Source organism: Paenibacillus glycanilyticus (assembly GCF_051200795.1).
GTDB lineage: Bacteria > Bacillota > Bacilli > Paenibacillales > Paenibacillaceae > Pristimantibacillus > Pristimantibacillus glycanilyticus.
In genome coordinates this window covers 1,354,234-1,380,883 of record NZ_CP195155.1, presented here as the reverse complement: position 1 = coordinate 1,380,883, position 26,650 = coordinate 1,354,234, and the positions used below count along the sequence as shown (strand labels likewise).

Annotated in this window: 22 protein-coding genes; 13 read left to right on the top strand and 9 right to left on the bottom strand. The window is 51.9% G+C overall.

From position 1 onward, the window contains the following. Positions 1-17 precede the first annotated feature (17 nt). Positions 18-620 (bottom strand): hypothetical protein, encoded by a 603-nt coding sequence (locus tag ACR9FF_RS06255; RefSeq protein WP_435169749.1) that lies wholly within the window; start codon positions 618-620, stop codon positions 18-20. Positions 621-638: 18 nt separating this feature from the next. Beyond that, positions 639-854, bottom strand: coding sequence for a DUF6199 family natural product biosynthesis protein (locus ACR9FF_RS06250; RefSeq protein WP_127490921.1), 216 nt, complete (start codon positions 852-854; stop codon positions 639-641). A 259-nt stretch (positions 855-1,113) separates the two neighbouring features. On the opposite strand from ACR9FF_RS06250, the gene ACR9FF_RS06245 reads away from it, so the two are divergent. Genes ACR9FF_RS06245 through ACR9FF_RS06230 form a run of 4 tightly spaced genes read left to right on the top strand, consistent with a single transcriptional unit; the run spans position 1,114 to position 5,157 of the window. Then, positions 1,114-2,655 (top strand): spore germination protein, encoded by a 1,542-nt coding sequence (locus tag ACR9FF_RS06245; protein ID WP_435169747.1) that lies wholly within the window; start codon positions 1,114-1,116, stop codon positions 2,653-2,655. Then, the gene (locus ACR9FF_RS06240; protein WP_435169745.1) at positions 2,652-3,764 is read left to right on the top strand and encodes a GerAB/ArcD/ProY family transporter; all 1,113 of its coding nucleotides are present in this window, start codon (positions 2,652-2,654) and stop codon (positions 3,762-3,764) included. Before ACR9FF_RS06245 ends, ACR9FF_RS06240 begins: the two co-directional genes overlap by 4 nt. Then, positions 3,761-4,933, top strand: a complete 1,173-nt coding sequence (locus ACR9FF_RS06235; protein ID WP_435169743.1) for a Ger(x)C family spore germination protein — start codon at positions 3,761-3,763, stop codon at positions 4,931-4,933. Before ACR9FF_RS06240 ends, ACR9FF_RS06235 begins: the two co-directional genes overlap by 4 nt. Before the next feature lie 2 nt (positions 4,934-4,935). Further along, positions 4,936-5,157 (top strand): hypothetical protein, encoded by a 222-nt coding sequence (locus ACR9FF_RS06230; protein ID WP_127490929.1) that lies wholly within the window; start codon positions 4,936-4,938, stop codon positions 5,155-5,157. Positions 5,158-5,209: 52 nt separating this feature from the next. On the opposite strand, the gene ACR9FF_RS06225 is transcribed toward ACR9FF_RS06230, so the two are convergent. Both ACR9FF_RS06225 and ACR9FF_RS06220 read right to left on the bottom strand, forming a co-directional pair. Then, the gene (locus ACR9FF_RS06225) at positions 5,210-5,641 is read right to left on the bottom strand and encodes a hypothetical protein (protein ID WP_435169741.1); all 432 of its coding nucleotides are present in this window, start codon (positions 5,639-5,641) and stop codon (positions 5,210-5,212) included. After that, entirely contained in the window at positions 5,613-6,020 is a 408-nt protein-coding gene (locus ACR9FF_RS06220) for a hypothetical protein (protein WP_435169739.1), read from the bottom strand. The genes ACR9FF_RS06225 and ACR9FF_RS06220 overlap by 29 nt, the downstream gene beginning before the upstream one ends. A 58-nt stretch (positions 6,021-6,078) precedes the next feature. On the opposite strand from ACR9FF_RS06220, the gene ACR9FF_RS06215 reads away from it, so the two are divergent. From ACR9FF_RS06215 to hxlB, 3 genes are all read left to right on the top strand, one after another. Further along, positions 6,079-6,474: a winged helix-turn-helix transcriptional regulator gene (locus ACR9FF_RS06215; RefSeq protein WP_435169737.1), complete on the top strand. Its 396-nt coding sequence runs from the start codon at positions 6,079-6,081 to the stop codon at positions 6,472-6,474. Positions 6,475-6,650: 176 nt separating this feature from the next. Continuing rightward, the gene (gene hxlA / locus ACR9FF_RS06210; protein WP_127490935.1) at positions 6,651-7,280 is read left to right on the top strand and encodes a 3-hexulose-6-phosphate synthase; all 630 of its coding nucleotides are present in this window, start codon (positions 6,651-6,653) and stop codon (positions 7,278-7,280) included. Positions 7,281-7,286: 6 nt separating this feature from the next. Further along, positions 7,287-7,838, top strand: coding sequence for a 6-phospho-3-hexuloisomerase (gene hxlB / locus ACR9FF_RS06205; protein ID WP_435169734.1), 552 nt, complete (start codon positions 7,287-7,289; stop codon positions 7,836-7,838). Positions 7,839-7,970: 132 nt separating this feature from the next. Here hxlB and ACR9FF_RS06200 read toward each other — a convergent pair whose 3' ends face one another. Next, positions 7,971-8,357: a VOC family protein gene (locus ACR9FF_RS06200; RefSeq protein ID WP_435169732.1), complete on the bottom strand. Its 387-nt coding sequence runs from the start codon at positions 8,355-8,357 to the stop codon at positions 7,971-7,973. Positions 8,358-8,737: 380 nt separating this feature from the next. On the opposite strand from ACR9FF_RS06200, the gene ACR9FF_RS06195 reads away from it, so the two are divergent. From ACR9FF_RS06195 to ACR9FF_RS06175, 5 genes are all read left to right on the top strand, one after another. After that, complete coding sequence (locus ACR9FF_RS06195) at positions 8,738-9,886, top strand: glycosyl hydrolase family 8 (RefSeq protein ID WP_435169730.1); 1,149 nt, start codon at positions 8,738-8,740, stop codon at positions 9,884-9,886. A 114-nt stretch (positions 9,887-10,000) separates the two neighbouring features. Next, complete coding sequence (locus tag ACR9FF_RS06190; protein WP_435169728.1) at positions 10,001-10,867, top strand: AraC family transcriptional regulator; 867 nt, start codon at positions 10,001-10,003, stop codon at positions 10,865-10,867. 111 nt (positions 10,868-10,978) lie between these two features. Beyond that, the gene (locus ACR9FF_RS06185) at positions 10,979-12,568 is read left to right on the top strand and encodes an extracellular solute-binding protein (protein WP_435172045.1); all 1,590 of its coding nucleotides are present in this window, start codon (positions 10,979-10,981) and stop codon (positions 12,566-12,568) included. Between the two features lie 19 nt (positions 12,569-12,587). Next, a complete protein-coding gene (locus ACR9FF_RS06180) occupies positions 12,588-13,550 on the top strand; it encodes an ABC transporter permease (protein WP_435169726.1) in 963 nt (320 codons plus the stop codon). Positions 13,551-13,562: 12 nt separating this feature from the next. Continuing rightward, entirely contained in the window at positions 13,563-14,447 is an 885-nt protein-coding gene (locus ACR9FF_RS06175) for a carbohydrate ABC transporter permease (protein ID WP_435169724.1), read from the top strand. Between the two features lie 48 nt (positions 14,448-14,495). Here the strand turns inward: ACR9FF_RS06175 and ACR9FF_RS06170 are convergent, their stop codons facing one another. After that, positions 14,496-15,332 (bottom strand): NAD-dependent epimerase/dehydratase family protein, encoded by an 837-nt coding sequence (locus tag ACR9FF_RS06170; protein WP_435169722.1) that lies wholly within the window; start codon positions 15,330-15,332, stop codon positions 14,496-14,498. A gap of 28 nt (positions 15,333-15,360) precedes the next feature. Continuing rightward, complete coding sequence (locus tag ACR9FF_RS06165; protein WP_435169720.1) at positions 15,361-16,584, bottom strand: enolase C-terminal domain-like protein; 1,224 nt, start codon at positions 16,582-16,584, stop codon at positions 15,361-15,363. A gap of 182 nt (positions 16,585-16,766) precedes the next feature. Between ACR9FF_RS06165 and ACR9FF_RS06160 the strand changes: the two genes are divergently transcribed. Continuing rightward, positions 16,767-19,403, top strand: a complete 2,637-nt coding sequence (locus ACR9FF_RS06160) for a glycoside hydrolase family 3 N-terminal domain-containing protein (protein ID WP_435169718.1) — start codon at positions 16,767-16,769, stop codon at positions 19,401-19,403. Between the two features lie 150 nt (positions 19,404-19,553). Here the strand turns inward: ACR9FF_RS06160 and ACR9FF_RS06155 are convergent, their stop codons facing one another. Together ACR9FF_RS06155 and ACR9FF_RS06150 are read right to left on the bottom strand one after the other, a co-directional pair. Continuing rightward, a complete protein-coding gene (locus ACR9FF_RS06155; protein ID WP_435169716.1) occupies positions 19,554-20,522 on the bottom strand; it encodes a Gfo/Idh/MocA family protein in 969 nt (322 codons plus the stop codon). Positions 20,523-20,680: 158 nt separating this feature from the next. After that, positions 20,681-26,620 carry an S-layer homology domain-containing protein gene (locus ACR9FF_RS06150; protein ID WP_435169714.1) on the bottom strand — a complete coding sequence of 1,980 codons (5,940 nt, stop codon included), beginning with the start codon at positions 26,618-26,620 and terminating at the stop codon, positions 20,681-20,683. Positions 26,621-26,650 lie beyond the last annotated feature (30 nt).

Here is a 26,650-nt window from a genome sequence, read left to right as displayed (position 1 = left end):
AGTAAGGCCATTGTCTATTATTCCATCCGAAAAACAATCTCTACGCCCGTCGGCTTCCTTTTTAACGGCCTCTCGTATTCACGGAATGCAAAGGTGATACCGGCAAGATCGTCCGGCAGCGCGGGAGAAACAACAAAGCCATAAGCGGAGTTGCCCCCGGTGCTTGTTCCTTGTTCGATATAACAATGATAGCCATCGCCTAGCTCCAGCTCGATATAAGTATGCGTGCGCATGGCTTCATTGTTACGCTCCCGGTAGTCCCCATGTATGCTCAAGTTTACGACGCTTGCGTTCTCGTATTGTCTTATACCGGACAACGTATAGACTTTGTCTCCGCTCTCTACGCACCGGAGAACGTGCAGATGCTTGCGAAAGCCCGCTGGCTCAACCAGCGGCAGATAAACTTCTTCATTCAATAACAGGCTAAATAAGGACTTTAACAAATCCGGGTACAGGCGATACCGGTCAGCCCAGCACTCAATGCTCTTGAAGGGCGGAAACCCCGGGTTGTGATTCGAAATCTCTCTTCGTTCTTCCAGCAAAGCGCAGAGCTGTTCGTCAATCTTGAATAAACGGGCATCGTAGTGGTCCGTCGGCCGTTCCATCGGTACTCTTCTCATCCTAATCCCTCGCCTCTTCTATGAACTGAGCTTGCCCAAATCTCCGGTAATAAGCATATAAATTCCCCAGCCTAGTACGATTACGGCTCCGAACCTGCTGAAAAAGATATAGTTATCGCTTGGACCCGAATTGCCGTCCACGGCCCAGCCATGCTTCATATGCCAACTCAAAGAAGGGAACAGCCATCCCATAACTCCTGCAATAATGAAAATAAGCGAAATGAAAACTACCACGTTATCATCTCCATTTGTCCATTTGCCGAGCGCAATAAGACCTTCTCCGATCGTTGACATGACGGGGAAGGCCTGAATAATTCTCAATATAGACGACTATACGCAAATTGAAAATACCCTATTTTTGTTATTTATATTAATAATTTAAGCATTTTCCGATAGACGATAAAGTTCCGAGACGCGGAATGCCGAAATGAAGCGAATAGGACATACTCATTCTGTAAAAAGTAAATTTATGAGAAAATCTAGACTTTTACGAATGATTCATTCAAAACCAGCACCAACCAATAAGAATAGCAATCAGCAGGAGGAGGCGCCTCAACATCCGCTCTTCTCAAGCTTGGAGCAGAACAAACAACAGCTTGAAGAGGTTTATTCGAAGTGCTCCGATTTCATTATTCGATCCTTCCCGGTCGGGGACAGCAACCAGGTTGTTATTTATTACATCGACGGATTAGCCAATGCCTCCCGAATCGAGCAGACGATCGTTGAGCCGCTTATGGGATTTAACGGAGAGACGATTTCAATCGGCTACTTGGCCCAGCATCTGATCACCTCGGCTTCATCCAAGCTTGTCGTTACTTTCGACGAGGCTATAAAACATTTGTCCATCGGAGAGCCTCTGCTGCTGATCAATGATGAAGCTCAAGCTATTACCTTTGGCCTCAGCAACTGGCAAACCCGGTCGATTGAAGAGCCCACAGCGGAATCCGTCATAAGAGGACCCCGGGAAGGCTTTACGGAGACATTACGCGTCAATACATCCCTTATTCGCCGGATCATCAAAAGTCCCTTGCTCAAAATGGACTCCCTTTGCATCGGCGAATATACGCAAACCAACATTATCGTTACCTATATCGAAGGTTTGGCAGCAGCCGAGCTGATAATCGAAGTCAAGGAGCGCCTCGGACGCATACGGATCGACGGGATTCTCGAAAGCGGTTATATCGAAGAATTAATCGAAGACAGCCCGCTCTCGCCATTCCCGCAAATCTTAAGCACAGAGAGACCGGACGTTGTCAGCGCCAACCTGCTTGAAGGCCGGGTTGCGATACTGACGGAAGGAACGCCTTTCGCCTTAATCGCGCCGATCACTTTCTTTTCGCTCATGCAGTCCGCCGAGGATTATTACCAGCGGTTTCTGTTCAGCACGGCCATCAGGTGGCTGCGTTATTTTTTCGCTGCGATCTCCCTGCTGCTGCCTTCTTTTTACGTCGCCCTGCTCATTTTCCATCAGGAAATGGTGCCTGGTTCGTTGTTAATCAGTATGGCAACCTCGCGCGAAGCCGTGCCCTTTCCCGCGCTCGTTGAAGCGTTGCTGATGGAGATCACGTTCGAAGCCTTGCGCGAAGCCGGGGTAAGATTGCCTAAGCAAATAGGTGCGGCTGTCAGTATCGTCGGGGCGCTTGTTATCGGGCAGGCGGCCGTTCAAGCCGGTCTCGTATCCGCGCCAATGGTTATCATTGTTGCGATTACGGGCATTTCATCCTTTATGATTCCGCGTTACATCACCGGACTGCCCATACGGCTGCTGCGGTTTCCTTTTATTCTGTTAGCGGGCTCGCTGGGCCTTCTCGGTATCATGTCGGGTCTTATCGCGCTTGTCTTGCATTTATGCAGTCTGAAATCATTTCACGTTCCTTATTTATCCTCCGTGGTGAAGAGCGATCTAAAGGATATTTTCATCCGTTCGCCAATTTGGATGATGGACGCAAGGCCAGATCTGGTCACTGAGACGAATAAATACCGGCAAGCGCAGGGCCAAATGCCGAAGCCCTCACAGGGCTCAAATGACGAATGAAGGGAATGGGATTCGAGATGGATAACGGAAAAATCACTTCTTTTCAAGTCTCTCTTCTAATGTACTCGGTTATATTGGCAACGGGTTTTATAACCATCCCCGCTATTTCTGCCCATTACGCCATGAACGACTTCTGGCTTGCACCTGTCCTTGCCATATTAGCAGGCGGAAGCGTGCTTGCCATCTCGATTAAACTGCATCAACTGTACCCGAATAAAAATCTGATTCAATACAGTGAGCGCATTATCGGCAAAGTGCCCGGAAAAATTCTGGGGATTATCTATTTCCAATTTTTCGTATTTACCTGCGGCATTGTCTCCAGGGAATATGCCGAATTTGTAACAGGCAATTTCTTATTCAAAACGCCTATGTTCTGCCTGGTGATCTTAATGGTACTGCTTGCTGCGTTTGCTGTACGAGGCGGGGTTGAACTAATCGTCAGAAGCACGTTACTGTTAACTCCGCTTTTTATTTTGCCGTTATTTTTCTTGCTGTTGCTGCTGCCGGATTTCAAGGTCAGCAATATTCTGCCGTTTATGAGCCATGGATTTATTCCGGTGATTAAAGGCTCGCTAGCCCCGGTTTCGTGGTATTCCGAATTTTTGATTATCGCCTACTTCTTGCCCAGCGTGATCGATCAGAACAAAACGGTTAAATACAGCTTTCTTTCACTCTTGGCTGTCTCTGCCAGTTTAACGTATGTTTGCCTTGTTGCATTGTTCGTGCTTGGTCCCGATACAGCCAATAAGGTATATCCGGTATTAACGGCTTTCCGTTATATTTCCCGCGCTGATTTTTTCGAGAATCTGGAGGCTTTGCTTTTAGCCATGTGGGTGGTTGGCAATTTCATAAAAATCGCGGCTGTTTATTACGCTGCCGTCTTGTCCTTCACCTCCTGCTTTAACCTGAAGGATTATAAGCCCTATGTATTCCCCATCGGCATTCTGATTGTTATTCACTGCTTCTGGGATATCCCTAGCTTCTTCAAAATGGCCGGATTTCTCGCCACGGTAGGCTCGTTTCACTTGTCCACCTTTATGCTTGTGGTCCCTTTCCTGCTGTTTATTATTGCTTTGTGCAGAAAACAATGGAGCAAGCTTGTCTCATGAGAAGGTTACTGCTCGTTATGATGTTCAGCGCTTCCGTGCTATTGCTTACCGGATGTTGGGACCGAACCGAGCTGAACGATCTTGCGCTGATCTCGGCAACCGCCTTTGACAAGGGAACTGATAATAAAATGCTGGTTACCGTGCAGGTCATTATTCCCCAGAATCAGGGGAGCGGTCAGCAAACAGCTGCAATCGGCGGCGGCGGCCCCCGGGCTATTACACGTTCCGCTGAAGGAAGCAATATAGAAGACGCCTTGTCCAAGCTTCAACGCAAAATGCCAAGAAGGCTGTTCTGGGGACAATGCAAAATATTTATATTCGGCGAGGAAATCGCGAGAATCGGTATCCGCGAGGAATTTGATTATCTCGTCCGGCATCCTCAGCCCCGGGAACGGGCTTATATGATGGTCAGCAAAGGAAAGGCAAGCGAAGCTCTCAACCTCATTCCGCCGATTGAACGCACTTCGTCAGAGGCATTACGCGAAATCTCCAATTTGCGCACCGGCCTGCTTGTTACTATGGAGCAAATGAGCATGGATCTAAAAGGGGATTCGGAGTCCAATGCCCTTCCGATGGTCTATATCCTGCCGCCATCCAAGCTGGCCGACAAACCCGTTCAGACAATCCCTTATATGAAAGGCGCAGCCATTCTGAAGAAGGGCAAGCTGTCGGGCGAGCTTACAGAAAAACTGCTGCGGGGGGCTCTTCTGATTGATAACGTTGCCGAGGATTACAGCATTACGTTTGATGTCGGAGGGAAGCAGGTTTCCCTGCATCCTGTGAAAACGAAGGTGCGCTTGACTCCTCATATTGAAGGGAATAACTGGTCGATGACCATTAAAGTTCAATCCGAGGGAAGCATTGTTCAGAACAATTCAAGGATGAATCCCATGAAGCCGGAAGATTTGAAGGAGATGAATCTGGCGTTCCGTAACGATATCCATCGTCGGATCGAGGCTGCCGTCGTTTATCTGCAGCAACTAAAAGCGGATACCATCCACTTCGCCACGGTTTACCACAAGAAATATCCGAAAGAGTGGGAGCGGGTAAAGGAGCAGTGGGATGAGCAGTTCGCTAAAATAAAGGTGACAATCGAGGTAGAAACCGATATTAAGAAACCGGGATTAATTAATACGCCCGGCGGAATGCCATACGAAGAGGTGCAATAAAAATGAGGCTGCAGTTTATTGTATTTATCGCCTTTAGCATTTCCCTGATCCTATGGCTGGAATGGCCGAAGTTAAAAAAATGGGGCGTCAAGGAAAAAGCCGTGTTCTTCTCCCTCCTGGCGGTTATCTGCATCTTCATGTTTGTCGATGTTCCCGATACGCCGGGTACTCCTACACTGGATGAATTTCTATTCAAACCGCTCAAAAGGTTTGTTCAGCCGTAAGGCGCGCCATGCAAAAAGGCCAATGAAACTAGGCTTCATTGGCCTTTCATTTCTATTTCTCTGATCTGCTCTCGGTCATCTCGTTCAGATCGGAAGTTAGCTTATCCAACTGCAGGAAGCTCTCGACAATCTCAACAATCCGGCTGTCCTGCGTCGTCATGCTGGCCGACATTTCCTGGATTGCCGCCATATTCTGCTCCGTGGAGCCGGCAATCGATACGATCTGCCCGGTAATCCTCGCATATTGCTCCTGCAGCTGCTCCGCCGAATAGTCGACCTCTCCCGAGTGACTCTCCAGCTTATTGGCGTCAGATGCCAACGCCCGCATCACATCCGCTACCTTGCGGGCTGCCGCCGTACTTCCTGCAACGGACTGCTGCCCTTCAAGCACCTGCTCTGCGCCGAGGTTACTTCCTTGGAAATCGAACCGGCCGTTGTCATATTGGCTTTCAAGTTCATACTGAACGAACGACCTGTCCGACAAGCTCAAGCGACCGTTTGTTTTCCAGCATCGCCTGCTCGCCTTGCTTAATAATATTATGCTGCAGCCGCTCGCTGAATTTGGTCGATACGTATAGCGGAACCGCTACCATAAAGAAATACATAAACATCGTGGTTGGAGCGTTATTGCCGAAAATCTCGGTCTTGTCGGGACTTACATAGCAATAAACCGTCAGAAGGACGCCCATTAATCCGGAATAGCCAATCGCCATGGAATTGCCGTAAAGCGTCATGATGGCAAGATTGACATACACAAGAAAATAAGTCGTAATGATCGGTCCGGTTAACAATAACAGCAGCGTAAGTACGGTAACAATCGTTGAAATGAAATACATAATATAGTTCGTTAACCAGATAGACATGAGCCCGATAATCTTGTAATCTATTGTGACACGGTTAGCTATGTGGAGGTGCTTAACATTGGCGAAAGATATTCGTTCCCGAATTGAGATTGATCAAATCAACTGTGAAAAAGAACTAACCCTTGCGTTAATCGGAGGCAAATGGAAGCTTATCATCCTCTGGCATCTGGGCATTGACGGCACAAAACGGTTCAGCGAGCTGCAAAAGCTCATTCCCCATATCACGCAAAAGATTCTGACAAACCAGCTTCGCGAGCTGGAGGAGGATCAGCTTGTCGAACGGACCGTCTATCCGGTTGTTCCGCCGAAGGTCGAATATAAGCTGACCCCGCATGGAGAAAGCCTCGTGCCGATCCTGAAGCTGATGTACAACTGGGGCAAGCATTATGGCGAAGAGGTACTGGGCAGAACCTCGGATTCGAAGCCGGTCCCCCTTCAAGTTGCAGAAATTTAAACCCGCATATTTCGCAATAAAAACGGCAGACTCCGCATGGAGTCTGCTTTTTTGCGCTTCATAGTTTCCTGCAGGATACGGACTTACTTGAAAGTGCGTACTTCCATTACATTCGGTATCCCCCTAATATGAACTCATCGGTTTCAACACCCCTAATTAAAGGAGAGATTCAACCTATGGAATTGCAATTGGCACTTGACTTGGTAAACATCCCGGAGGCAAAGGAAGTCGTAAAAGAGGTTGCCCCTTATATCGATATCGTTGAGATTGGCACCCCCGTTGTCATTAACGAAGGGCTCCGCGCCGTTAAAGAAATTAAAGACGAATTCCCGTCGCTTAAAGTACTGGCCGATCTGAAAATTATGGATGCCGGCGGTTACGAAGTCATGAAGGCTTCCGAAGCTGGCGCCGACATCATCACCGTTCTTGGCGTATCCGACGATTCCACGATTAAAGGCGCGGTTGATGAAGCCCGCAAACAGAACAAAAAGATTATGGTCGACATGATCAACGTAAAAGACATTGCCGCGCGCGCAGCGGAAATCGATAACCTTGGCGTTGATTATATCTGCGTTCATTCCGGTTACGATCATCAGGCAGACGGCAAAAACTCGTTCGAGGATCTGGCTACAATTAAACGCGTCGTGAAGCAGGCAAAAACAGCGATCGCAGGCGGCATCAAGCTTCAAACCCTGCCCGAAGTAATCAGCGCCCAGCCGGATCTGGTTATCGTAGGCGGCGGCATTACCGGCGCCGAGGACAAGCAGGCGGTTGCCGCTCAAATGCAGCAGCTGATCAAAGGGTAATAGCCAATGAGTACGCTGAGCGCAGCCTCCTCCATTCTTCAAGAGCTGGAACGCACGCTTGAGGCCGTTAAGCCTGGCGAGATCGATGCTTTAACGCACCGGATAACGGAAGCGGACAAGATTTTCGTTGCCGGAGCCGGACGTTCCGGACTGATGATGCGTGCATTTGCCATGCGCCTGATGCATATGGGCTTCCGCGCTTACGTCGTAGGCGAGACCGTTACGCCGGGCATTGCGGAAGGGGATTTGCTGCTGATCGGCTCGGGCTCCGGCGAGACCAAAACGCTGGCAACCATGGCCGCCAAAGCCCAAAGCATCGGCGCAGCCGTTGGCGTGGTGACCATTGTTCCCGAATCAACTTTAGGCGCTGCAGCTTCCTCCCGGGTAACGATCCCGGCTGTGACCAAGGACAGCATCTCCGGAGCCTCAAGCCAGCCGATGGGCACCTTGTTCGAGCAAAGCCTTCTGCTTCTGCTGGATACAATCGTCTTGAATCTGATGCAGCAGCAGGAGCTGCAAGGTACGGCCATGTACGGAAATCACGCGAATCTGGAATAGAGCCGCGCCGCCGTGAAGCCTAGAATTGAAAACAGCGACAGCCAAGGACAAGGAAATGACGTCCTAGACTGCCGCTGTTTTATTGAACTTAAGTTTCTCACCGAAATTCCCCATCCGAATGAGAAGCAACCATTAATATTTCCATCCGCCCCAAATGGATATTTTATTACCGTCAGGATCAAACACATCAAAGAAATCCCCGCAACCTTCTGTTTCATTAACACCTTCAATTCTCGCACCATTTATTTTCATATTGTTATAAATCTCTTCTATGTTTGTAACTTCAAGTGTAATGGCCGACATTTCTGTCCCGCCTGCTTCAATATAGTTAAGTGTAGTTTTCTCCTTTGTCTTAATCAAAAATATAGCTTGGTTCTCTCCTACTTTTAATTGCACTTGATCTTCAGTCACTGGATTTCTTAGTAAAAGGCCTAAGTTCCGCTGGTACCATTCTGCAGACTCGAACGGGTTTGTTATGGGGATATAAACACATTCAATCTGTTTTACTTTTGCATTCATTTCCTCATCTCCCTTTCATATAAATTTTTGATAACGCCAGATAACTCCCTTAATTTACCTTTTTTAACAATTCGCCAAGTCATGGTGCTATCCTGCTACTTCCGTAAAAAAGACAGCTGATCCTCCGATCAACTGCCGAAGTAGACTTCAGATTGAAATTGGTCTAGGCATATTTACGACGTATAACTCTATGGGCCCGGTGTCGTAAAAGCTTCCCACTTATCCTGCAGATATTCTAGATGCACTAGAACGTGCCCGTCATCAGCTTATTTTCTTCTCACAGCGTTAATCTAAGCTTTTTACTGAAAACGCTTTAATTTGTATGGTTCCTCCTGTGCTAAGATGGGGCTGTACACCACGAAATGGAGGTTTTTACTACTATGACAGCTTTGGAAAAAGGGGCTTATTATACCGGTGAATACCGGAATTTGTTCAAGGAACTCGGCTATTCCGAGACAGCGATACAGGCAAGGCTGGAGCAGGCTTGGAATGATCTGCTGCATGGCGATCCGGATATCCGGATTTATTACCCGATGGGAGAAGACAAGGGCTACTTCCTCGATACCGGCAATGTGGATGTAAGGTCCGAGGGCATGTCTTACGGCATGATGATGGCCGTTCAGATGAACGACAAGGATATTTTCGACCGGCTGTGGAACTTCTCCGTCACTTATATGCAGCATACGGAAGGGCGTTACAAGGATTATTTCGCATGGCATTGCAAGACGGACGGTACCCGTCTGTCTCAAGGTCCTGCGCCGGATGGCGAGGAGTTTTTCGCCATGGCGCTATTCTTTGCCGCACACCGCTGGGGCGACGGTCCGGAGCCGTATAATTACGCGGAGCAGGCAAGACGGATATTGCGGGCCTGCATCCACCAGGGCGAAGACGGCAATGGCGGCAGTCCGATGTGGGAACCGGCAAACAAGTTGATCAAGTTTGTACCGGAGTCGCCATTTAGCGATCCATCCTACCATCTCCCCCATTTCTACGAATTATTTGCCCTATGGGCCGATGAAGAAGACAGGCCGTTCTGGCGGGAAGCGGCTTCCGCAAGCCGGACTTACCTGCATGCGGCCTGCCATCCTGAGACAGGATTGTCGCCGGAGTACGCCAACTACGACGGAACGCCGGCTGAGGTGCAGCGGCATGGCGACTTCCGTCATTTCTACAGCGATGCTTACCGGGTAGCGGCCAATATCGGTCTAGACTGGGCATGGTTCCGCCAGGACCCGTGGCAGGTCGGACAGTCGAACCGGATCCAGCGGTTTTTCCGCCCGGTCGACGTTGCGGCTTACCGCCGCTATACGATTGACGGCAAACCATTCGACGAGCCTGCGCTGCATCCTATCGGATTGCTCGCCACCAATGCCATGGCTTCGCTTGCAGCGGATGGCCAGGATGCCGGTTACTTTGTTCAGCTGTTCTGGAACACCCCTCTCCGCAAGGGCGAGCGCCGTTATTACGATAACTGCCTCTATTTCTTCAGCCTGCTGGCATTAAGCGGCAGCTACCGGATTTACGCCTAGCCCTGAACGGAAATGACGATCTATGCTACAATGGACAGATCGTCGACTAGACTACTAGAGACATAGCATGTGCCCCTTGGCACTGCTATGTCTTTTTTTATGGGGTGAATTCCGTTGAAAGATTACGGCCATGAATTTGCAGACATCATTTATTACACGCCTAACGAATTTGAGAAGCTTGGAGGGCTTTGGCCGCTTCGCACGGGCCACAATATCGCCAAGGCGAATTACAGCGTTGGACCAAGGGTGATTGAATGCTTCTCCTTTCATTTTGTGCTTAGCGGCTCGGTTACGCTGTCCAGTATGGGCGAGACCATCACCTTGCCGAAGGGCAGCATGTTCTGCCTGTTCCCCGATGTGAAGCACAGCTACTGGATTACGCAATATGACTCCGCGTCTCCGCTGAAGCTGCATTGGTTAGCCTTTACCGGCTCCCAAGCGGAGATGCTCGTCCGAAGGATCGGAGTGTCCGAACAAAAGCCGTATTTGCGCAACAGGCTCACGGCTGAGCTTGCCAATCAGTTGCAGGCATGCATGGAACGAATGAAAAACTGGCGGAAGGACGGCGATTTGCAGCTGCAGATGATGCTGTACCAGCTGTTCGAAATGCTGTCGCGTCCGATTCCCGAAGCGAGCGAGGAGAAAGATTGGCTGAAAGCCTGCTTGCAATACATGCAGACGCATTATGCGGAAGGCATAAGCGTAACGGACCTGGCGGAGTGGTCCGGCATGCATCGCTCGCATCTGTCCAGCAGATTCAAACAAAGCTTCGGCATGAGTCCCCGCGAATATCTGATCAAGCTGCGGATGGAACGGGCAGTCGAGATGCTGCAAAGCCGGACTCTATCGATTACCGATATCTCGCTTTCACTTGGTTATACGGACCTTTATACCTTCTCGAGAGCCTTCTGCACGTACACCGGCATGTCGCCGTCGAACTATCGCAGCAAGCTGCTCTCATCTAACAAAATGCCAAATTGATCACAACGAAATGTTATTTCTATTTCATACGGCTTACTTTATGCTAAATTCAGCTCACAAAACCAACTATATGACTTTGAATACTATGTTTTAAAGAAGAATGCTGTAATGATGATTAAACAACGGAGTACCATTACCGCGTCCGCGATGCTTGCCCTTTCTTTGACGCTAGCCGGGTGCAGCTCAAGCCATGACGCGGATAACAAAAACAGCTCAAAGGAAGCATCCTCAAGCGAAGTCAGCCAAACCGGCTTTCCGATCGTGCAGGAGCCGATCAAGCTGAAAATGTTCTCGCGTATTGCCCCCGTCAACGGCCCGTTCAAGGACATGCCCGTGTTCCAGGACTATGCCAAGCAAAGCAACATTGATGTAGAGTTTACCGAAGTGCCTACGGATGGCTTCCAGGAGAAAAAGAATTTGCTGTTCGCATCCAATGAGCTGCCCGACGCCCTGTTCCGTTCCTCTCTTACCTCGCTGGAAGCGATCCGCTACGGAACGGCCGGCCAATTAATTCCGCTGGAAAATCTGATCAATGATTACGCTCCGAATTTCAAAAAGCTGATGGAGCAATATCCGGAGATTGGATCTGCGATTACAACGCCGGAAGGCCATATTTATGCCCTGCCTACGGTTGTTACGGTAGGAGCTGCACGAACGGACAAGAAATGGATTAATCAAGCCTGGCTGAAAAAACTGAATTTGCAGGAGCCTCAAACGACGGAGGATTTGTATAATGTGCTGGTTGCCTTCCGGGACAATGACCCGAACGGCAACGGAAAGCAGGATGAAATCCCGTTGACGGCCCGCGCCAGCGCCGGGGTTGGTCTAGGCCTGCCGATTATTCCGATGATGAGCGGTTCGTTCGGCCTTGATACGCAGCTTGGTTATAACATCAATCTGGTCGATGACAAAGTGGAAATATGGATGGGCAATGACCGCAACAAGGAGCTGCTGCAATATTTGAACAAGCTCTACAGCGAGAAGCTGCTCGACCCGGAAGTGTTCTCCCAGACGGAAGCCCAATATATCGCCAAGCAGGGATCGGGCAACGTTGGCTTCTTCTTCGATCAGACCAATAATTCGTTCCTGCCGATTCAAGACCAGTATACCGGTATCGCGCCGCTTGAAGGTCCGCATGGCGACCGCCTGCAAAGCCAAGGCGCTCCGGTTCCCCGCGACTTAGGCTCGTTCGCCATTACATCCGTGAACAAGCATCCGGAAGCAACCATGCGCTGGATCGATTATTTCTACAGCGAAGAAGGCTCCACCCTGCTCCGGTTCGGCCGGGAAGGCGAGAATTATGAGCTGAAAGACGGCATTCCGTACTATACGGAGCAATTTTTGAATACCGGAAACCAAGGCAAAATTACGCCTTACGCGGGAGGCGGCGCACCTCATCTCATCAGCGAGAATGTAGCCTCCTTTATTAATCCGCCTCAAGTTCAAGAGGCCCAAAAGAAGCTTGATCCTTACATGCCCGAGGTTCGTTATGCCGCTCCGATGTTCGACGAGGAGACCGCGAAGAAAGTGGACGTGCTCCGCAACGACCTTGATAAATACTACGACGAGCAAAGCACCAAGTTTATTACCGGCGCGCTTAGCTTCGATAAGTGGGATGACTTCCAAGCTACGCTTAAGAAGCTGAAGATCGACGAGCTGCAGAAGTTGTACCAGGATGCCTACGATAAAGTGAAACAATAAGCTGAAAAGGAGGTCGCACATGAGACCGGCCGAGGCCAATCATCCGACCACCAGTCCGCGGAGCCGCTCCATGCGCGGCTCCCGGCTGTTTAAAAAGATAGCAAGACGCTACGATTTATATTTGATGCTCTTACTTCCTATTGCCTGGTATCTTCTGTTCCAATACGGTCCGTTGTACGGGCTCCAAATCGCGTTTAAGGACTTTAATCCGGCCAAAGGAATCGTAGGCAGCAAATGGGTCGGGTTCGAGCATTTCACCCGCTTCTTTGATTCGTATTATTTCTGGAGGCTGCTGTGGAATACCATCTCCATCAATTTATTTTCGCTGCTGATTGCCTTTCCGATTCCGATCGTTCTGGCTCTCATTATTCAAGAGCTTCCGAGCAGGGGCTTTAGCAAATGGCTGCAAAATATTACGTACCTTCCCCATTTTATTTCCATTGTCGTAATCGTTGGGATGCTGCAGCTGTTCCTCTCTCCCAAAAGCGGCCCCGTCAACGGGCTAATCGAGGCGTTTGGCGGTACGCCCATCCGGTTCCTCGAGGAGGCGGCATGGTTCAAGCCGATTTTTATCAGCTCGAACATCTGGCAGAACATGGGCTGGCAGTCGATTATGTACATCGCGGCCCTCATTGGCATTAATCCTCAGCTGTATGAGGCGGCCAAGATGGACGGGGCTTCCCGGCTGCGGCGGATCTGGCACATCTCCCTGCCCGGCATCGTGCCGGTTATCGTAATCCTGCTTATTCTGGATATCGGCCACTTTATGAATATCGGGTTCGAGAAGGTGCTTCTTATGCAGAACAGCATGAATATCGAGGCCAGCGATGTCATCTCAACCTTTGTCTATACGACGGGCATTCTGAAAGGCGAATACAGCTATACCGCCGCGATTGGACTGTTTAACGCGGTCATTAATCTGGCGCTCCTGCTCTTCGTGAACCGGTTCGCCCGCAAACTGTCCGAGACAAGCTTATGGTAAGGAGGGAAACCCGTGATCAACCGCTCGGGAGTATCGAGTGAACGGCTGTTTAACGCGGTTGTGTACGCACTTGCCGCAATTATTATTCTTCTTGTGCTGTATCCTCTGCTTTTTGTCGTCAGCGCTTCCGTCAGCGATCCGGCTAGGGTGCTCGACGGCGGGGTGTGGTTGCTGCCAAAGGGCTTAACGCTAGAGGCCTATACGAATATTTTTCATAATAACGAGGTTTGGATCGGTTACCGGAATACCATCGTTTACACTGCTTCCGGAACGGTCATAAACATCATAATGACGACCTTGGCCGCCTATCCGCTGTCGAGGCCCGACCTTCCCGGACGGAAAATGCTGATGCTGCTTATTACGCTTACGATGTTTTTCAGCGGCGGGCTTATTCCGACTTACCTGCTGGTGAAGGATCTCGGGATGGTGGATACGATCTGGGCGCTTGTTGTTCCGGGCGCCATATCGACGTACAACCTGATCGTCATGAGAACTTACTTCCAATCCAGCATTCCGTGGGAGATCCAGGAGGCGGGCCATATCGACGGCTGCTCGAACTGGCGGCTGCTGGTGAACATCATTTTGCCGCTGTCGAAGCCGATTCTGGCCGTCATGGTATTGTTCTATGCGGTTGGCCATTGGAATTCGTTCTTTAACGCGCTTATCTATATGCGCGACGAGTCGCATTATCCGCTGCAGCTCGTCTTGCGCGAAATCCTGATGATCAGCCAATCGGCGGCCGTGGATGGTAATGTGGGGCTGGAGGACAAAATTCTGCTTGCCGAAAGCATCAAGTATACGATTATTATCGTCTCCAGCCTGCCGGTATGGATTATGTATCCGTTTGCGCAGCGGCATTTCGTTACGGGAGTTATGATTGGCTCCATAAAAGGATGAGAAAAGCCCTGACCGGCTTGATCGGTCAGGGCTTTTTGGCTTTGTGGCTTATTCGCTGTCCGCCCAGGAATGCCGCGGCTTCCAGCCGAGCACCCTCTCGGCTTCCTTGTTGCTGACGAATGCCGTCCGGTCCGGGAACGGATCTCGCAGATCCTTTACATCCGGATAGAACTGTTCGATTAACTCCGCGGTTGGCCGGTCGCTCAGCGTATCGCTGCTTGTAATGTTGAGGCAGACTGCGCCTCTGTCTTCGACCTTAAGCGAAGCGATGCAAGCGCTGACGGCGTCCCGGATGTCGATGTAGCTCCAGAAAATATTTTTGAACGCCTCCGGCTTGCTAATGGCAAGATGATTGTAATCCTCCGGCTTCGTAATCATGGAGAAGCGGAGCGAGATCACCTGCATCCCGTTACGGCGGTCGAACATCGCGGCCGTCAGCTCGTTTACGATCTTCGATAGGCCATAGCATTCCTGCGGCTGCTGCGGATGCTCCTCGTCCACCGGAAGATAATCCGGCGAGAACGGGGTGGGCGCCCAAGCAAAACCATACGAGGATTCGCTGGAGCCAACAACAACCTTGCGAATGTTGAGCAGCGAAGCTGCTTCGAGAATATTGTAGCCGGACACCACATTATTAGAAAAAATATACGGATAAGGGTAACCAAGCGGAGCCGGAATGGCAGCCAAGTGTATGACCGCATCGGCCCCATGGAGCGCGGAGACGACTTGTCCGAAATCGTTCAGGTCCACTTTAATCTGGCGGCACCTCAGCTCGTTGGAACGCTGCGTATCCAAGGAAACCACGCTATAGCCCTCCTGCTGAAGCTCCTTGATCAGAGCCGACCCCAGCTTGCCGCTGCCGCCTGTTACTGCAATTGTTTTCATACGGATAACACTCCTATTAATGAAGAAATTATGGGCGTACCAGCGTGCCGTCCGCCTTGCGGTCCAGCTGATAAGGATTGAAATACACCGATTTGCTCCAGCCTTCTCCGAGCAGCTGCTGCGCCTTCAGCTCATCCAGCTCGATGCCGAGACCCGGTTTTTGCGACGGATACAGATAGCCGCCTTTCCGCTTGATATGTCCTTCGAAGGCATCCTTCTCTTCCGGCTTGAAATGGTTCACTTCCTGAATGCCAAAGTTCCAGATCGCCATATCGAGGTGGACGGCCGCCGCCTGATTGACGGGATCATTCTCCCCGCCCTCCTGCCAAGCGGTACGTACGCCAAACGCTTCGGCTAAAGCGGCGATTTTGCGGCAGGCGCTAATGCCTCCCGCCTTGGATACGCGCACGCGGATAAAGTCGATCAGCTGCTCCTTGATCAGCTGCGTCCACTCCTGCGGGTTCACGAACAGCTCGCCAACGGCCTGAGGAGTTGCGCATTGCTGCCGCAAGTGACGGTACCAGCCGATCTGCTCCGGCGCGATGGCATCCTCTAGGAAGAACAAGCTGTATGGTTCTACCCGCTTCGCAAGCTGAATCGCGTTTACCGGCGTCAAATGCTCATGCACGTCATGGGTGAACTGGACGCCCATGCCGAATTCATTCCGTAGCTGTTCGAACATATGCGGGATCGCATGCAAGTATGACTGCTCGTCAAATACCGGACCGCTTCCCCATGCCTGCTGCGGAATATTCGCCTTATCCCGGTCAATAAAGCCGCCTCCGCCGTAGCCGCCCATCTGTACGCGGATGACGGTATAGCCTTCTTCCATAAACCGGTGCACATCCTCTTTCAGCTCGGCAATATCCTTGCCGCCGGCATGACCGTAACAAGGAACCGCAGCGCGGCAGGCTCCGCCAAGCAGCTGGTAGACGGGAAGCCCCGCTTCCTTGCCTTTTATATCCCACAGCGCCATGTCGATGCCGCCGATTGCGGTATGCAGCAATGCGCCGTTTCTCCAATACCCGCTCATATACATCGTCTGCCACAAATCTTCTATATTGGCGGCATCCTTGCCGATTAATAGAGGGGCAAGCAATTGCTCGATTATTTGCACGACCGCTTCCGGATTATAGACATCGGATGCGGAGCCAAGCCCGTACAGCCCATCCTGGTCGGTCATTACTTTGACGATGGTCCAGGTCCCGTTTTTGCGGGTGCGAATACATTTGATTCCCGTTATTTTTGCCATTCGATTACCCTCCTCTTGTCGTGCTCCCCCCATTCTAGTCCGCTTTGGGCGCGCTCTAAATGAGACATCTTTAAACTTTCTGTCGCATTCTTAGCCTCTTTCGCTTGAGCTATGTCTAGGCGCCGGTTCTTGCGCTAGATTAGATATAGCCATGCTAGATCAAGTAACGGGAGGAATGGAAAATGGTTAACGCCAATGCGGCTTTGTACAAAAGGGCAGATGCTCCGATTGAGCAACGCGTGGAAGATTTACTAGGGAGAATGACGATAAAGGAGAAGGTCCGTCAGCTGGATCAATATTTCGGCGCTTCGTTTATGAGCGCCACTCATCCGCATATGATTACCGTTATGGCCGACGATGCGGTCGTGAACTGGGACAAAGTAAAAGAAGTGGTTGGCAAGGACGGCATTGGCTGTCTGCATGACTTATACGGCACGGCCGAAGCGAATAATCAGCTGCAGCGTTATGCGGTGGAAGAAACGCGGCTGGGCATTCCGATCCTGTTCAGCGAAGAGGCGCTTCACGGCCTACTGCGGCCAGGCTTTACGGTATATCCGCACGCGATCACCATGGCTTCCACCTGGAACCCGGAGATTGTGAAAGAGATTGGCCGGCAGATCGCGGCCGAATCGCGCAGCGTCGGCATTCACGAGACGTTTGGACCGGTGCTGGATCTGGCCCGCGAGCCGCGCTGGGGACGCGTGGAAGAGACGTTTGGCGAGGATACGCATCTGGCGAGCCGCATGGCGGTGGCGATGATTAAAGGACTTCAAGGCGATGACCTGTCTGCGAATACCAGCATCATTGCGGAGCCCAAGCATTTTGCCGTACACGGTATTCCGGAATCCGGACTGAACCACTCTCCCGCCTCCATCGGCCTTAACGATATGCATGCCTACCACCTTCCGGTCTTTGAAGCGGCTTTCGTGGAGGCTGGCGCGGTTAATGCGATGTGCTCCTATAATTCGATCGACGGCGTTCCTTGCTCCGCGGACTACAGCCTGCTTACGGAAGTGCTGCGCGGCCAGTGGAATATGCCGGGCTTTGTCCGTTCCGATCTTGGAGCTATCGCCCGCCTGCAGCATGCCCATTTTACGGCTGATTCGGAGAAGGAAGCGATCCGCCAGGCTCTTGTTGCCGGTACGGATATGCAATATTATGACTATCCGCATGAGCTCTACCAGCAGTCCATTATGGAAATGGTAGAGAGCGGAGAGCTGGATTCGGCGGTTGTGGATCAAGCCGTCTCCCGCGTGCTCAAGGTAAAGTTTATGCTAGGCCTGTTCGAGAACCCTTATGCCGATCCAGAGCTTTCCAAGCGGGTAATCCGCCGTTCCGAGCATGGACATACGGCGCTTCAGACGGCGCGGGAAGGCATTATTTTGCTGAAAAATGAGGCTAAAGCTCTCCCGCTCAGCAAAACTTTGAGCAGCATTGCGGTTATTGGACCTAGCGCGGCTGAAGTCCGGCTTGGCGACTACACGCCTTATATCGAAGGCTTTGAACCGGTTACTCTGCTCGAGGGCATTAAACGGGCTGTTACTTCCGAGACGAAAGTGCTGTATGCCAAGGGTACGGGTATTCTGGCCGATGAGCTGGAAGCCATTCCGGCGGACTGCCTCTATGACGGCAGCGGCAATCCGGGACTCGTTGGCGAATACTTCAACAATCCGGAGCTGGTAGGCGAACCTGTGCTGAGCAAGCTGGATCGGAACATCAACTTCAACTGGGTCATTACGAAGCCGGATCAAAGCATTAACACGATGGGCTTCTCCGTCCGGTGGACAGGCAAGCTTGTTCCGAAGCATAGCTTCAGCGGTTATATCGGCACGATCAGTCAGGACAGCATGCGCTTCTGGCTGGACGGCGAGCTTGTTGCAGACGGCTGGGGCAAGGACAAGAGCGCCAAACGCAGCGTGGCGATCGAGCTGGAAGCCGGTCGCGAATACGATATCCGCGTAGAATATTGCAAGGATACCAACGGCGTCGAAATCGTGCTCGGGTGGAATCATAACACGATTGGCATTCAAGATGCGGTAGCTGTCGCGGCTCAAGCCGATGTTGCGATTATCGCGCTTGGCGATTCCGAGCGCACCTGCGGGGAAGGCATTGACCGGAACAGCCTGGAGCTGCCGGGCGACCAGCTTAAGCTTTTGAAGGCCGTATATGAGACGGGCACTCCCGTTATTCTGGTTCTCCAGAATGGACGTCCACTGACATTGGAATGGGAATCGGAGCATATTCCGGCTATTATCGAAGCCTGGTATCCGGGCGAGCAAGGCGGCAACGCCATTGCTGAAGTGCTGTTTGGCGTTTACAACCCGGCTGGCCGTCTGCCAATCTCCTTCCCGCGGACAATCGGCCAAATTCCGGTCTATTATAACCGGCGCCGCGGCGGGCAAAAGCATTATGTCGGCGGCAATAACGAGCCGCTTTATACTTTTGGCCACGGCCTGAGCTACACTACCTTCCGCTATGATAATCTCCGCTTGGAATCGGAGAAGATGGGTGTAGAGGATAGCATGGCCGTAACGTTCGACGTGACCAATACAGGAGACCGCGCCGGCGACGAGGTCGTTCAGCTCTATGTGAGCGACGTGTTCAGCTCCGTCGCGCGTCCGGAGAAAGAGCTGCGGCATTTCAAGCGGATCCACCTGCAAGCGGGAGAAACCGCAGCCGTCACGTTCACGCTGACCCCGCGCGACCTCCGCGTCCTCGGCCGAGACCTGCAGTGGACCGTCGAGCCCGGGACCTTCCGCGCCTTAATCGGCCCAAGCTCCAGTAACATCGCCCTGGTAGGCGAGTTTGAGGTGAACTAATCCGTTCGCGTGCTGTAAGACCTCTTTGGCAGGTTACAGTAGGCAAGTTAGCTCAAGTGCACCGGTTGGCGGGCGTTGGCAAGGAGATTGGCAGTCCTTTAAAACACAAAAACAAAAGGGTTGCCCCCGTGTAGGGGCAACCCTTTCTTGTTATCTCTTCAGCGGATCGTAACCCGCTGCCTGATAGATCATTTCGCTTAAAGATACGACCTTGAAGGCGAACTCGCCCGGAACAAGTACTTCGTGGCGGCCAAGGATGGCGTCGATGAAGCTTTTGTCCTGGTTCGTGGTTTGCTCCGGAAGCTCCGGTACGAATGGCTCCTCGTTCAAACGGCGAAGCGTAATTTTACCGTTGTCGTAGTAGATGCCGCCGTTGTCCCCGCAGAACGCAAACGTCTCGTTCCAGCCTGGCGCATAACCGGCGAAGTTGAGGCCCGCAAGAGCCCCTTCCGCAAAGCGGATGGAAGTGAAGCTGTCGATCTCAACCGGCGCTCCATGGTTCTGAAGCTGGGATTTTACTTCAACCGGAGTCATTCCGGTCGTCCAGAGCAGCACGTCGATAATATGGCTGCCGGAGTCCATCAGGAATCCGCCGCCGGAGAGCGAAGGAACCTGCCTCCACGTGCCTTCCGTAAGCTGATACCACTCTTGGCTAAGTGAAGCGGTTACAGAAGTCAGCCTCCCGATCTCACCGCTTGCAATGGCATCCCGAATGTACAGAAATTCCGGCTGAAAATGCCGTTGGTACGACACCTGCATCACTTTCCCCGACTCTTCCGCCTTCTGAATAAGCTGCTCCGCTTCCTTCGACGAGCAAGTCATCGGCTTCTCGATAAGCACATGCAGCCCTCTATCCAGCGCATCGTAGGCTTGTCTGAAATGAAGCGTATGCGGCGAGCAAATCACAACCGCATCCAGCTCCCCCTGCTCAAGCATATCCTCATAAGCGGAGAACTGCCGGGCATCCTGCAAACCAAATCTTTCAGCAAAAGCAATGCGATTGCCTTCGCTTGTATCCGATAGCGCGGTAATCTGAATCTCCGGGAGCTCCAGCAGCTGCTTGGCATGCCAGCCGGCAATACCTCCCGTTCCAATAAACCCGATCCGAATGTTGCTCATTCCATCTAGCCTCCCAACATGAATAGCCATTCCAGTGTATGCATCTCATTAAGGCATTACTTGTCTAGCTTATTGGTGCAAAGGCATGTTTAGTACGCTAATAATACGCCAAAAAGGAGCCGGATTCCTGCACGGAATCCGGCTCCCCTCATCCTAAATTATTTATTGTAAATCCGGTAGAACAATACGGCTGCTTCCGCCCGCGTCAACCGGCCTTTTGGCTCCAGCAGTCCGTCATGACCCTGCAAGAGTCCCGCCTTTACAAGCGAGCTTATGCTGCTCTTCGCGTAAGCCGAAATATCATCGGCATCCGCAAACCCTGCAAGCACATCCTCGGAGCCGGCTGGAAGACCGGCTTTCGCAACAGTAAGAGCACGCTCGATAAACGTTGCCGCTTCTTCTCTCGTAATCGGAGCTTCCGGATTAAAGCGGTTGCCGCCGGCACCGTTCGTAATGCCAAGAGCCTTGGCCGTGCCTACCGCATTGGCATAATAACGGTTCGAGCTCACGTCGGCAAAGCCGCCCGGAGTGTCCGTCGTAAAACCAAACGTATCGACGAGAAGCTTCACGAAATCGGCCCGCTTAATCGATGCGCCAGGAGCGTAAGACGCATCGGATACGCCGTTAGTGATTCCCTTCGCCGCAAGCACCTCGATTGCTTCTTTCGCCCATGCGTAGCCGTTCAGATCGCTGAACGATTTTTGCACGAAAGCAACCGCATACTGACTGAAGTGCTTTGTCGTAAATACGATGCTTCCGGCAGCTTCCTTATACTGTCCGCTAGGTACCGGGAACGGCTTGCCGCTTCCGTCGATGTACCAGACGGTCAACTTTTTGGCATCGGCTTTCTCGGCAGCCGAAGGGGTATACGGAAGGGATACCGTCACCGGCGACTGGCTGTTATGCCAGTCAATCGTTTGACCGGCAGACTGGATCGACAAATCCACAACCGGACGGTCGCCAAGCTTCTTCTTCAGCTCTTCGCTCCAACCGCTGGTATTCGCGCTGCCAATGCTGATGGTTACCGTCTGACCAAGCTTACCCGCATCCGGCTTCAGCATATCGCTCGAGAGCAGTATAGTCCCTGTCGGGGTTACCAGTTCGATTTGCTTATCCGGCGATTGCTGGTTCACGTAGCTTGAAGGAAGCTCCAAGGAGTAGCCATTAGCTCCAGCTACGCTAGGAAGCACCACGGTAACCTTCTTCTTGCCGTCCTGACCAGCCGCTGCTTTCGAGAACGCTTGATCCAGCAACGCAGCGGTCAGCGAAAGTTTTGCATGTTTCGAACCGGCATCAAGCGTTCCCTTGCCTTCCACCTGAACCGCGCCATTCGCGCCAACCGTCACCTTCGGCTGATCCGTTTGCCCAGAACCGGAACCCGAGCCGGAACCCGGCCCGTTACCTGGATTTGTTGTTCCGCCAAGCGCCGACAATCTTGCCGACAGTCCGGATTTTACCGTTCCTTGCGGAAGCAGGCTGACAAAGTTGGTTGCCGCATCAATGCTTGTTACATCCTTATGCTGCTCAGCCGCTGCTACCGCTGCTTCCGCCGATTGCTCGAGCAGACTTTCGTAATCCGAGCTGAGCAGGTACAAATCGCCAAATTGCGTAGCGTCCTTGCTTGTTCCAATCCCCTGGTTATATTCGATAAAGCCCGAACGGCCGGCGCCGTCATGTTCATTGAGCAAAATCGTCAGACCAAGCGGATCCTCCTGCGAGAACGTATAACCAGCACCATGCAAGGCGGAGAGCGGAATGGTAATGTCATAGACAGTCTGATGAGTCGCCTCATCCCGCGTAATAACCGCATCCGCATCGTTAAATGCTCCGCCAGCTACACCTGCCGGCGCACGCCATCTCCACTTGGAGACCGTGCCGCTGTTCGTAAGGGCAAAACCAAGCTCATTTACGTTTTGGCTGGCAGAGCCGTCCTTTCTCGATAAATCAATGCCAAGCTGCAAGCTGTCGCCCTGCCAAATATCGCCGTTCGTCCAGGTCTGGTAATGCGTATTGTCCGTTGCGCGGACCGTCACATAGAGATTATCGTTATCCCAATGTACATTCGCCTGCGCGCTCAGGTCGTCCTTGCCGCCCCAAATGCCGCCTAGACTCGAGTAATTGGTGGAGCTTGAAATATCGATAGTAGGCTGAACCTGGCTGTTGTCGTCCTTGCGAGTCGCAAACGACTGAGCGGTCTTCACCTGCGTCACATAGGAATAGCCATTATCCAGCGTTACTTTGTACTTCAGCGTATCCGCGGGCAAATAAGGAAGCTTAACGAGTACGCTCTCTCCAAGCACGATACCGTTGAAACGAACAGGCACAAATTTGTCCTTGTAGCTATCCGGCGCAATAACTTCAATTTTGCCGGCAAGCGGATCGGATTCGGTCATATTGGTCAGCTTCAGGGCAAAATTCGCGTTAGCCGGGTTGCTCTCGTCGAACTCTCCCTTCACTAGATCAAGCGCAACCGGAACCAGGTTCGAGCCCGTCACCTTTGTTCCCGCTTCATTAATGAGCTGCAAACCGCCTTTAAACAGGTTGTTTGCGATAATCAGCTTTTCAATGTCAGGACCGGCATATACATGATTCGTGTTTGGCTGCTGGAAGTAGGAATCGTAAAGCGTAATGTCGCCGCCAAGCGCGTTAATGCCGCGCTGTCCGACTCTCGTAAAGTTGCTTTGCTGAATGCGGACATCTCCTCCGAAAATATCAAAGGAACGTGTCGTATCTCCCCACATCGAAGAGTTGAAGAATACGGCCTTGGAATCAAAATCCTCGCCAACAACCACGTATACTTTGTCCGAGGAGCTCATCGACACCAGCTCGGTATTAATCAGCTTCAGACCCGCTTCTCCCGCCGCATCAAGCACGGCGCCCTTCTTGCTGCCATCCGTACCGTGGCCGATGACAACCGCTTCAGGTCCAACCCCATTCTGCTCTTCAAAATGAATCCCGTATTTCGAACCGTATACGAACGTATTAAAGATCGTCTCGTTCTTCACGTCGCCAATCCGGAACGCATCCAGATTTTCCTTCTGGTAGCTCCATACCGCATCAAAGTCCTGATCCGTGGAAGGATGGTTAGGGAAATTGTTGCGCCCGTAATAATGCGGGTTGAACTGAACGTTGCGCATCAAACCGCCGTCAGCGCCGCCGCCGAGGAAAATGCCTTCCATCAGAGGAGAGCCGGCAACGTAATCAATGTAATGACCGCTCGTATCGTAAGTGCCAAAATCGACTCCCATGTAAGGGTTGATAAGAGTTGTATCAATCAGGTAAACGCCGCTGCCTTTGCCTTGAACGGTCCAAGCGTAAGGTTTCACGTTCGTCCAGCTCTGCTGGTCGTAATAAACGGATAAGCCTCGGAGGCCCGCATCCTGTTCAAGCGAGATAAACGCAGCGCCGTCAGCGTTGTTTTCCCCGTAATTGGTGAAAATCGCCGTACCGCCGCCAATCGTATGATGCGGAACATCCCATGAACCGCGTAGCTCTACGCCGCTAGGAACCGTAAGCGGATTATTGACGCGGTAAATACCCGCCGGCAAATAAACCGTACCGCCGCCTGCCGCATCGGCATCGTCAAGCGCCTGTTGGATTTTCGCGGATACATCCGTCTCGCCGGTGCTGTCCGCCTCGTAAGGGGCGGCCGTAATATCAAACAAGCTGTTGTTGGCCGGTTTCGGACGGTTCGCCAGATCAAGCGCCGCAACGGCTGGCTGCTGCTCCAGCACGTATTTCGCATCCTGATGAACGTTAACCTCTGCCGCATCGCTGTTATCGGTTACCGCCAGACTGCCGTTATGTCCGGAGTTCACCGAGTTAACCGTCGCTACGCTGTCTTCCAAGAGCACATGCTTGGCAGTCTTGGAGAAAGCCGACTGACCTAGAATAAGCGAACCGCCCTTCGCGGCAATCGCGTAACCGCCGTTCTGATCATCCCAGTTCTCAAACGTGCTGTTCTCGAACGACAATACGCCGCTGCCTTCATTCACAACCGCATGATGAGGCGTACCGCCAAACGTTACTTGGTTGAACTGAACGATGGAGTGGAAGCCTTCGGTTGCATAGACCGCTTTCGGGTCAACGCCTACGTTGGCTTTAAAGCTGCTGTCCGAGATTAAAAGTCCAAAATCGTTCACGCCTTCAACCTTCAGCGCCACGTTGCTGTCATGAACATTGATTTTGTAGAGCTGGGCGTTAGCCGTCTCCAGGCTACCCGTTCTTGTCGTAATCCGCATGCCGTTCTTGAAATCGGCCAGATCAATATCGGACATATACTCCCAGTCCGAGCGGCCCATGACAATCCCTTCGGTGTTACCGGTCGTATAGGCTTTCAGCTCTGCCTGCTGCGGCGAGCCTGCCAAGCCGGAGCCCGCCCAATACGAGGATGCCAGACGGATATGCTCCAGTCTTCCGATATCGGTCGTGAAGTCGAGGAAAATGCCCGTTTTCAGCACCGTACCGTACAGATTCCGTACGTAATGTAATTCGTTCCAGCTAGGACCAATCTTAATGCCGTTGTAAGAATTGACAAGCGTCACATTCTTGACCGTCATGCTGTCGCCCGATAACTGCTCGAACGTCCAAGGATAAGCAACCGGGGCATTCAGCGACTGCTCCGGATACCAGACGGACAAGTTCGTCACGCCGCTCACCGGCGCCAGCTGCAGGAAGCTTGGACCGTTCTCGATGCCTTTATCGGCATAGACAGCCAGGATCGTTCCTTTTACTTCGCCGCCTGCTGAATCGGGACTAATCCAATCGCCTCGCAGCGTTACCCCTGTCGGAACGATCAGATGACTAGTCAGCTTATACGTGCCCGCCGGCGCAAAAACAACGCCGCCCCCGCGGTTGCCCGCTGCGGCAAGCGCGTCCTGGAACGCTTTGGTATCATCCTTCACGCCGTCGCCGGCCGCGCCGAAGTCCTTCACGCTCATATCGGCGATGACAACGTCATCCGTCGGATAAACCGTGTCGTACACCTTTGTCTCCGTCGAAACATTTTGCTGCGGCTGGGTTTTTACCGATACCGAAGCGATATAGAGATCCGGATTGGCGCCAATCGCCCCCGGCCCGGATACGTGAAGGCGGAAGTCGCCGCCGTTCGTGCCGTTTGCGAACTTGGCATCGCCAAGCTTAAACGTATGTTTTTTCCACGTATTCGTGTTCGTATAAGTAAATTCAGGCGCATCCTTAAAGGCTGCCGACTGCGCATCGTACTGCAGCTTCATGCTGCCGCTGCCGCTGTCGTAATACTCGACCGTTACGAAAACATCCTGGTCCTCGTTGTCGAACAAATAACTGTCCGAAACGTCAAAGTAGAAATAAAGAATATTGGCGCCATGGTCGGTTGGGCTGATCGTCTGGTTCGTTTTCCAGTACGTCTTGCCGCCGATCTCGCCAGTCAAAAGATTGTCCGCGGCGCCATCGCCAGGATGGGCTGTAATGCCATGCGATACCGGGGTTGCGCCAAGCGTTATGCTGGCTTCCGGAGCAGCCGTTTCCTTAAGCGTCTTTTTGACCGTTACGCTTGCTAGCTTCAGGTCCGGATTCTGTTCGCCGTTAATCCCTCCGCCTTCAATGGCGATTCGGAAGTCGGAACCGTTCGTGCGGTTGGCGAATTTGGCATCGCTTAAATTAAAGGTATAGTCCTTCCATGTCTTTGTATCCGTGTACGTAAACTTCGCGCTGTCCTTGAACGCAGCCGACTGTGCATCGTATTGCAGCAGGAAGCTTCCGTTTCCTTCATCGAAGTAGCGGAGGGTTACATCCACATCGTAATCCGCGCTGTCGAATAAATAATCGTCGCTTACGTTCATATAGAGATAAGTGGTACCTTCTGCTTTATTCGTCTGCCAGTAGGGAGTACCTGCTTCCGTTCCTGTTAGAAGCCCGTCGCCGTTATCGCCGGCTCTGCCGGAGATCCCGCTTTCCACAGGGGTCTCACCTAGCGTAACCGACGCTGTATCGGAAGCATCGTCCGCGGCATAAGCACTCGGCAGTCCCATAAAACCAACGGAAGAAAAAATAATCAGCATGACAAGCATTTTCGCCATTCCGGCACGTGCTTTTGTCCAATTTCGGTTCGTAATCACAATCAAACCTCCAGTTTGCAGATGTATTTG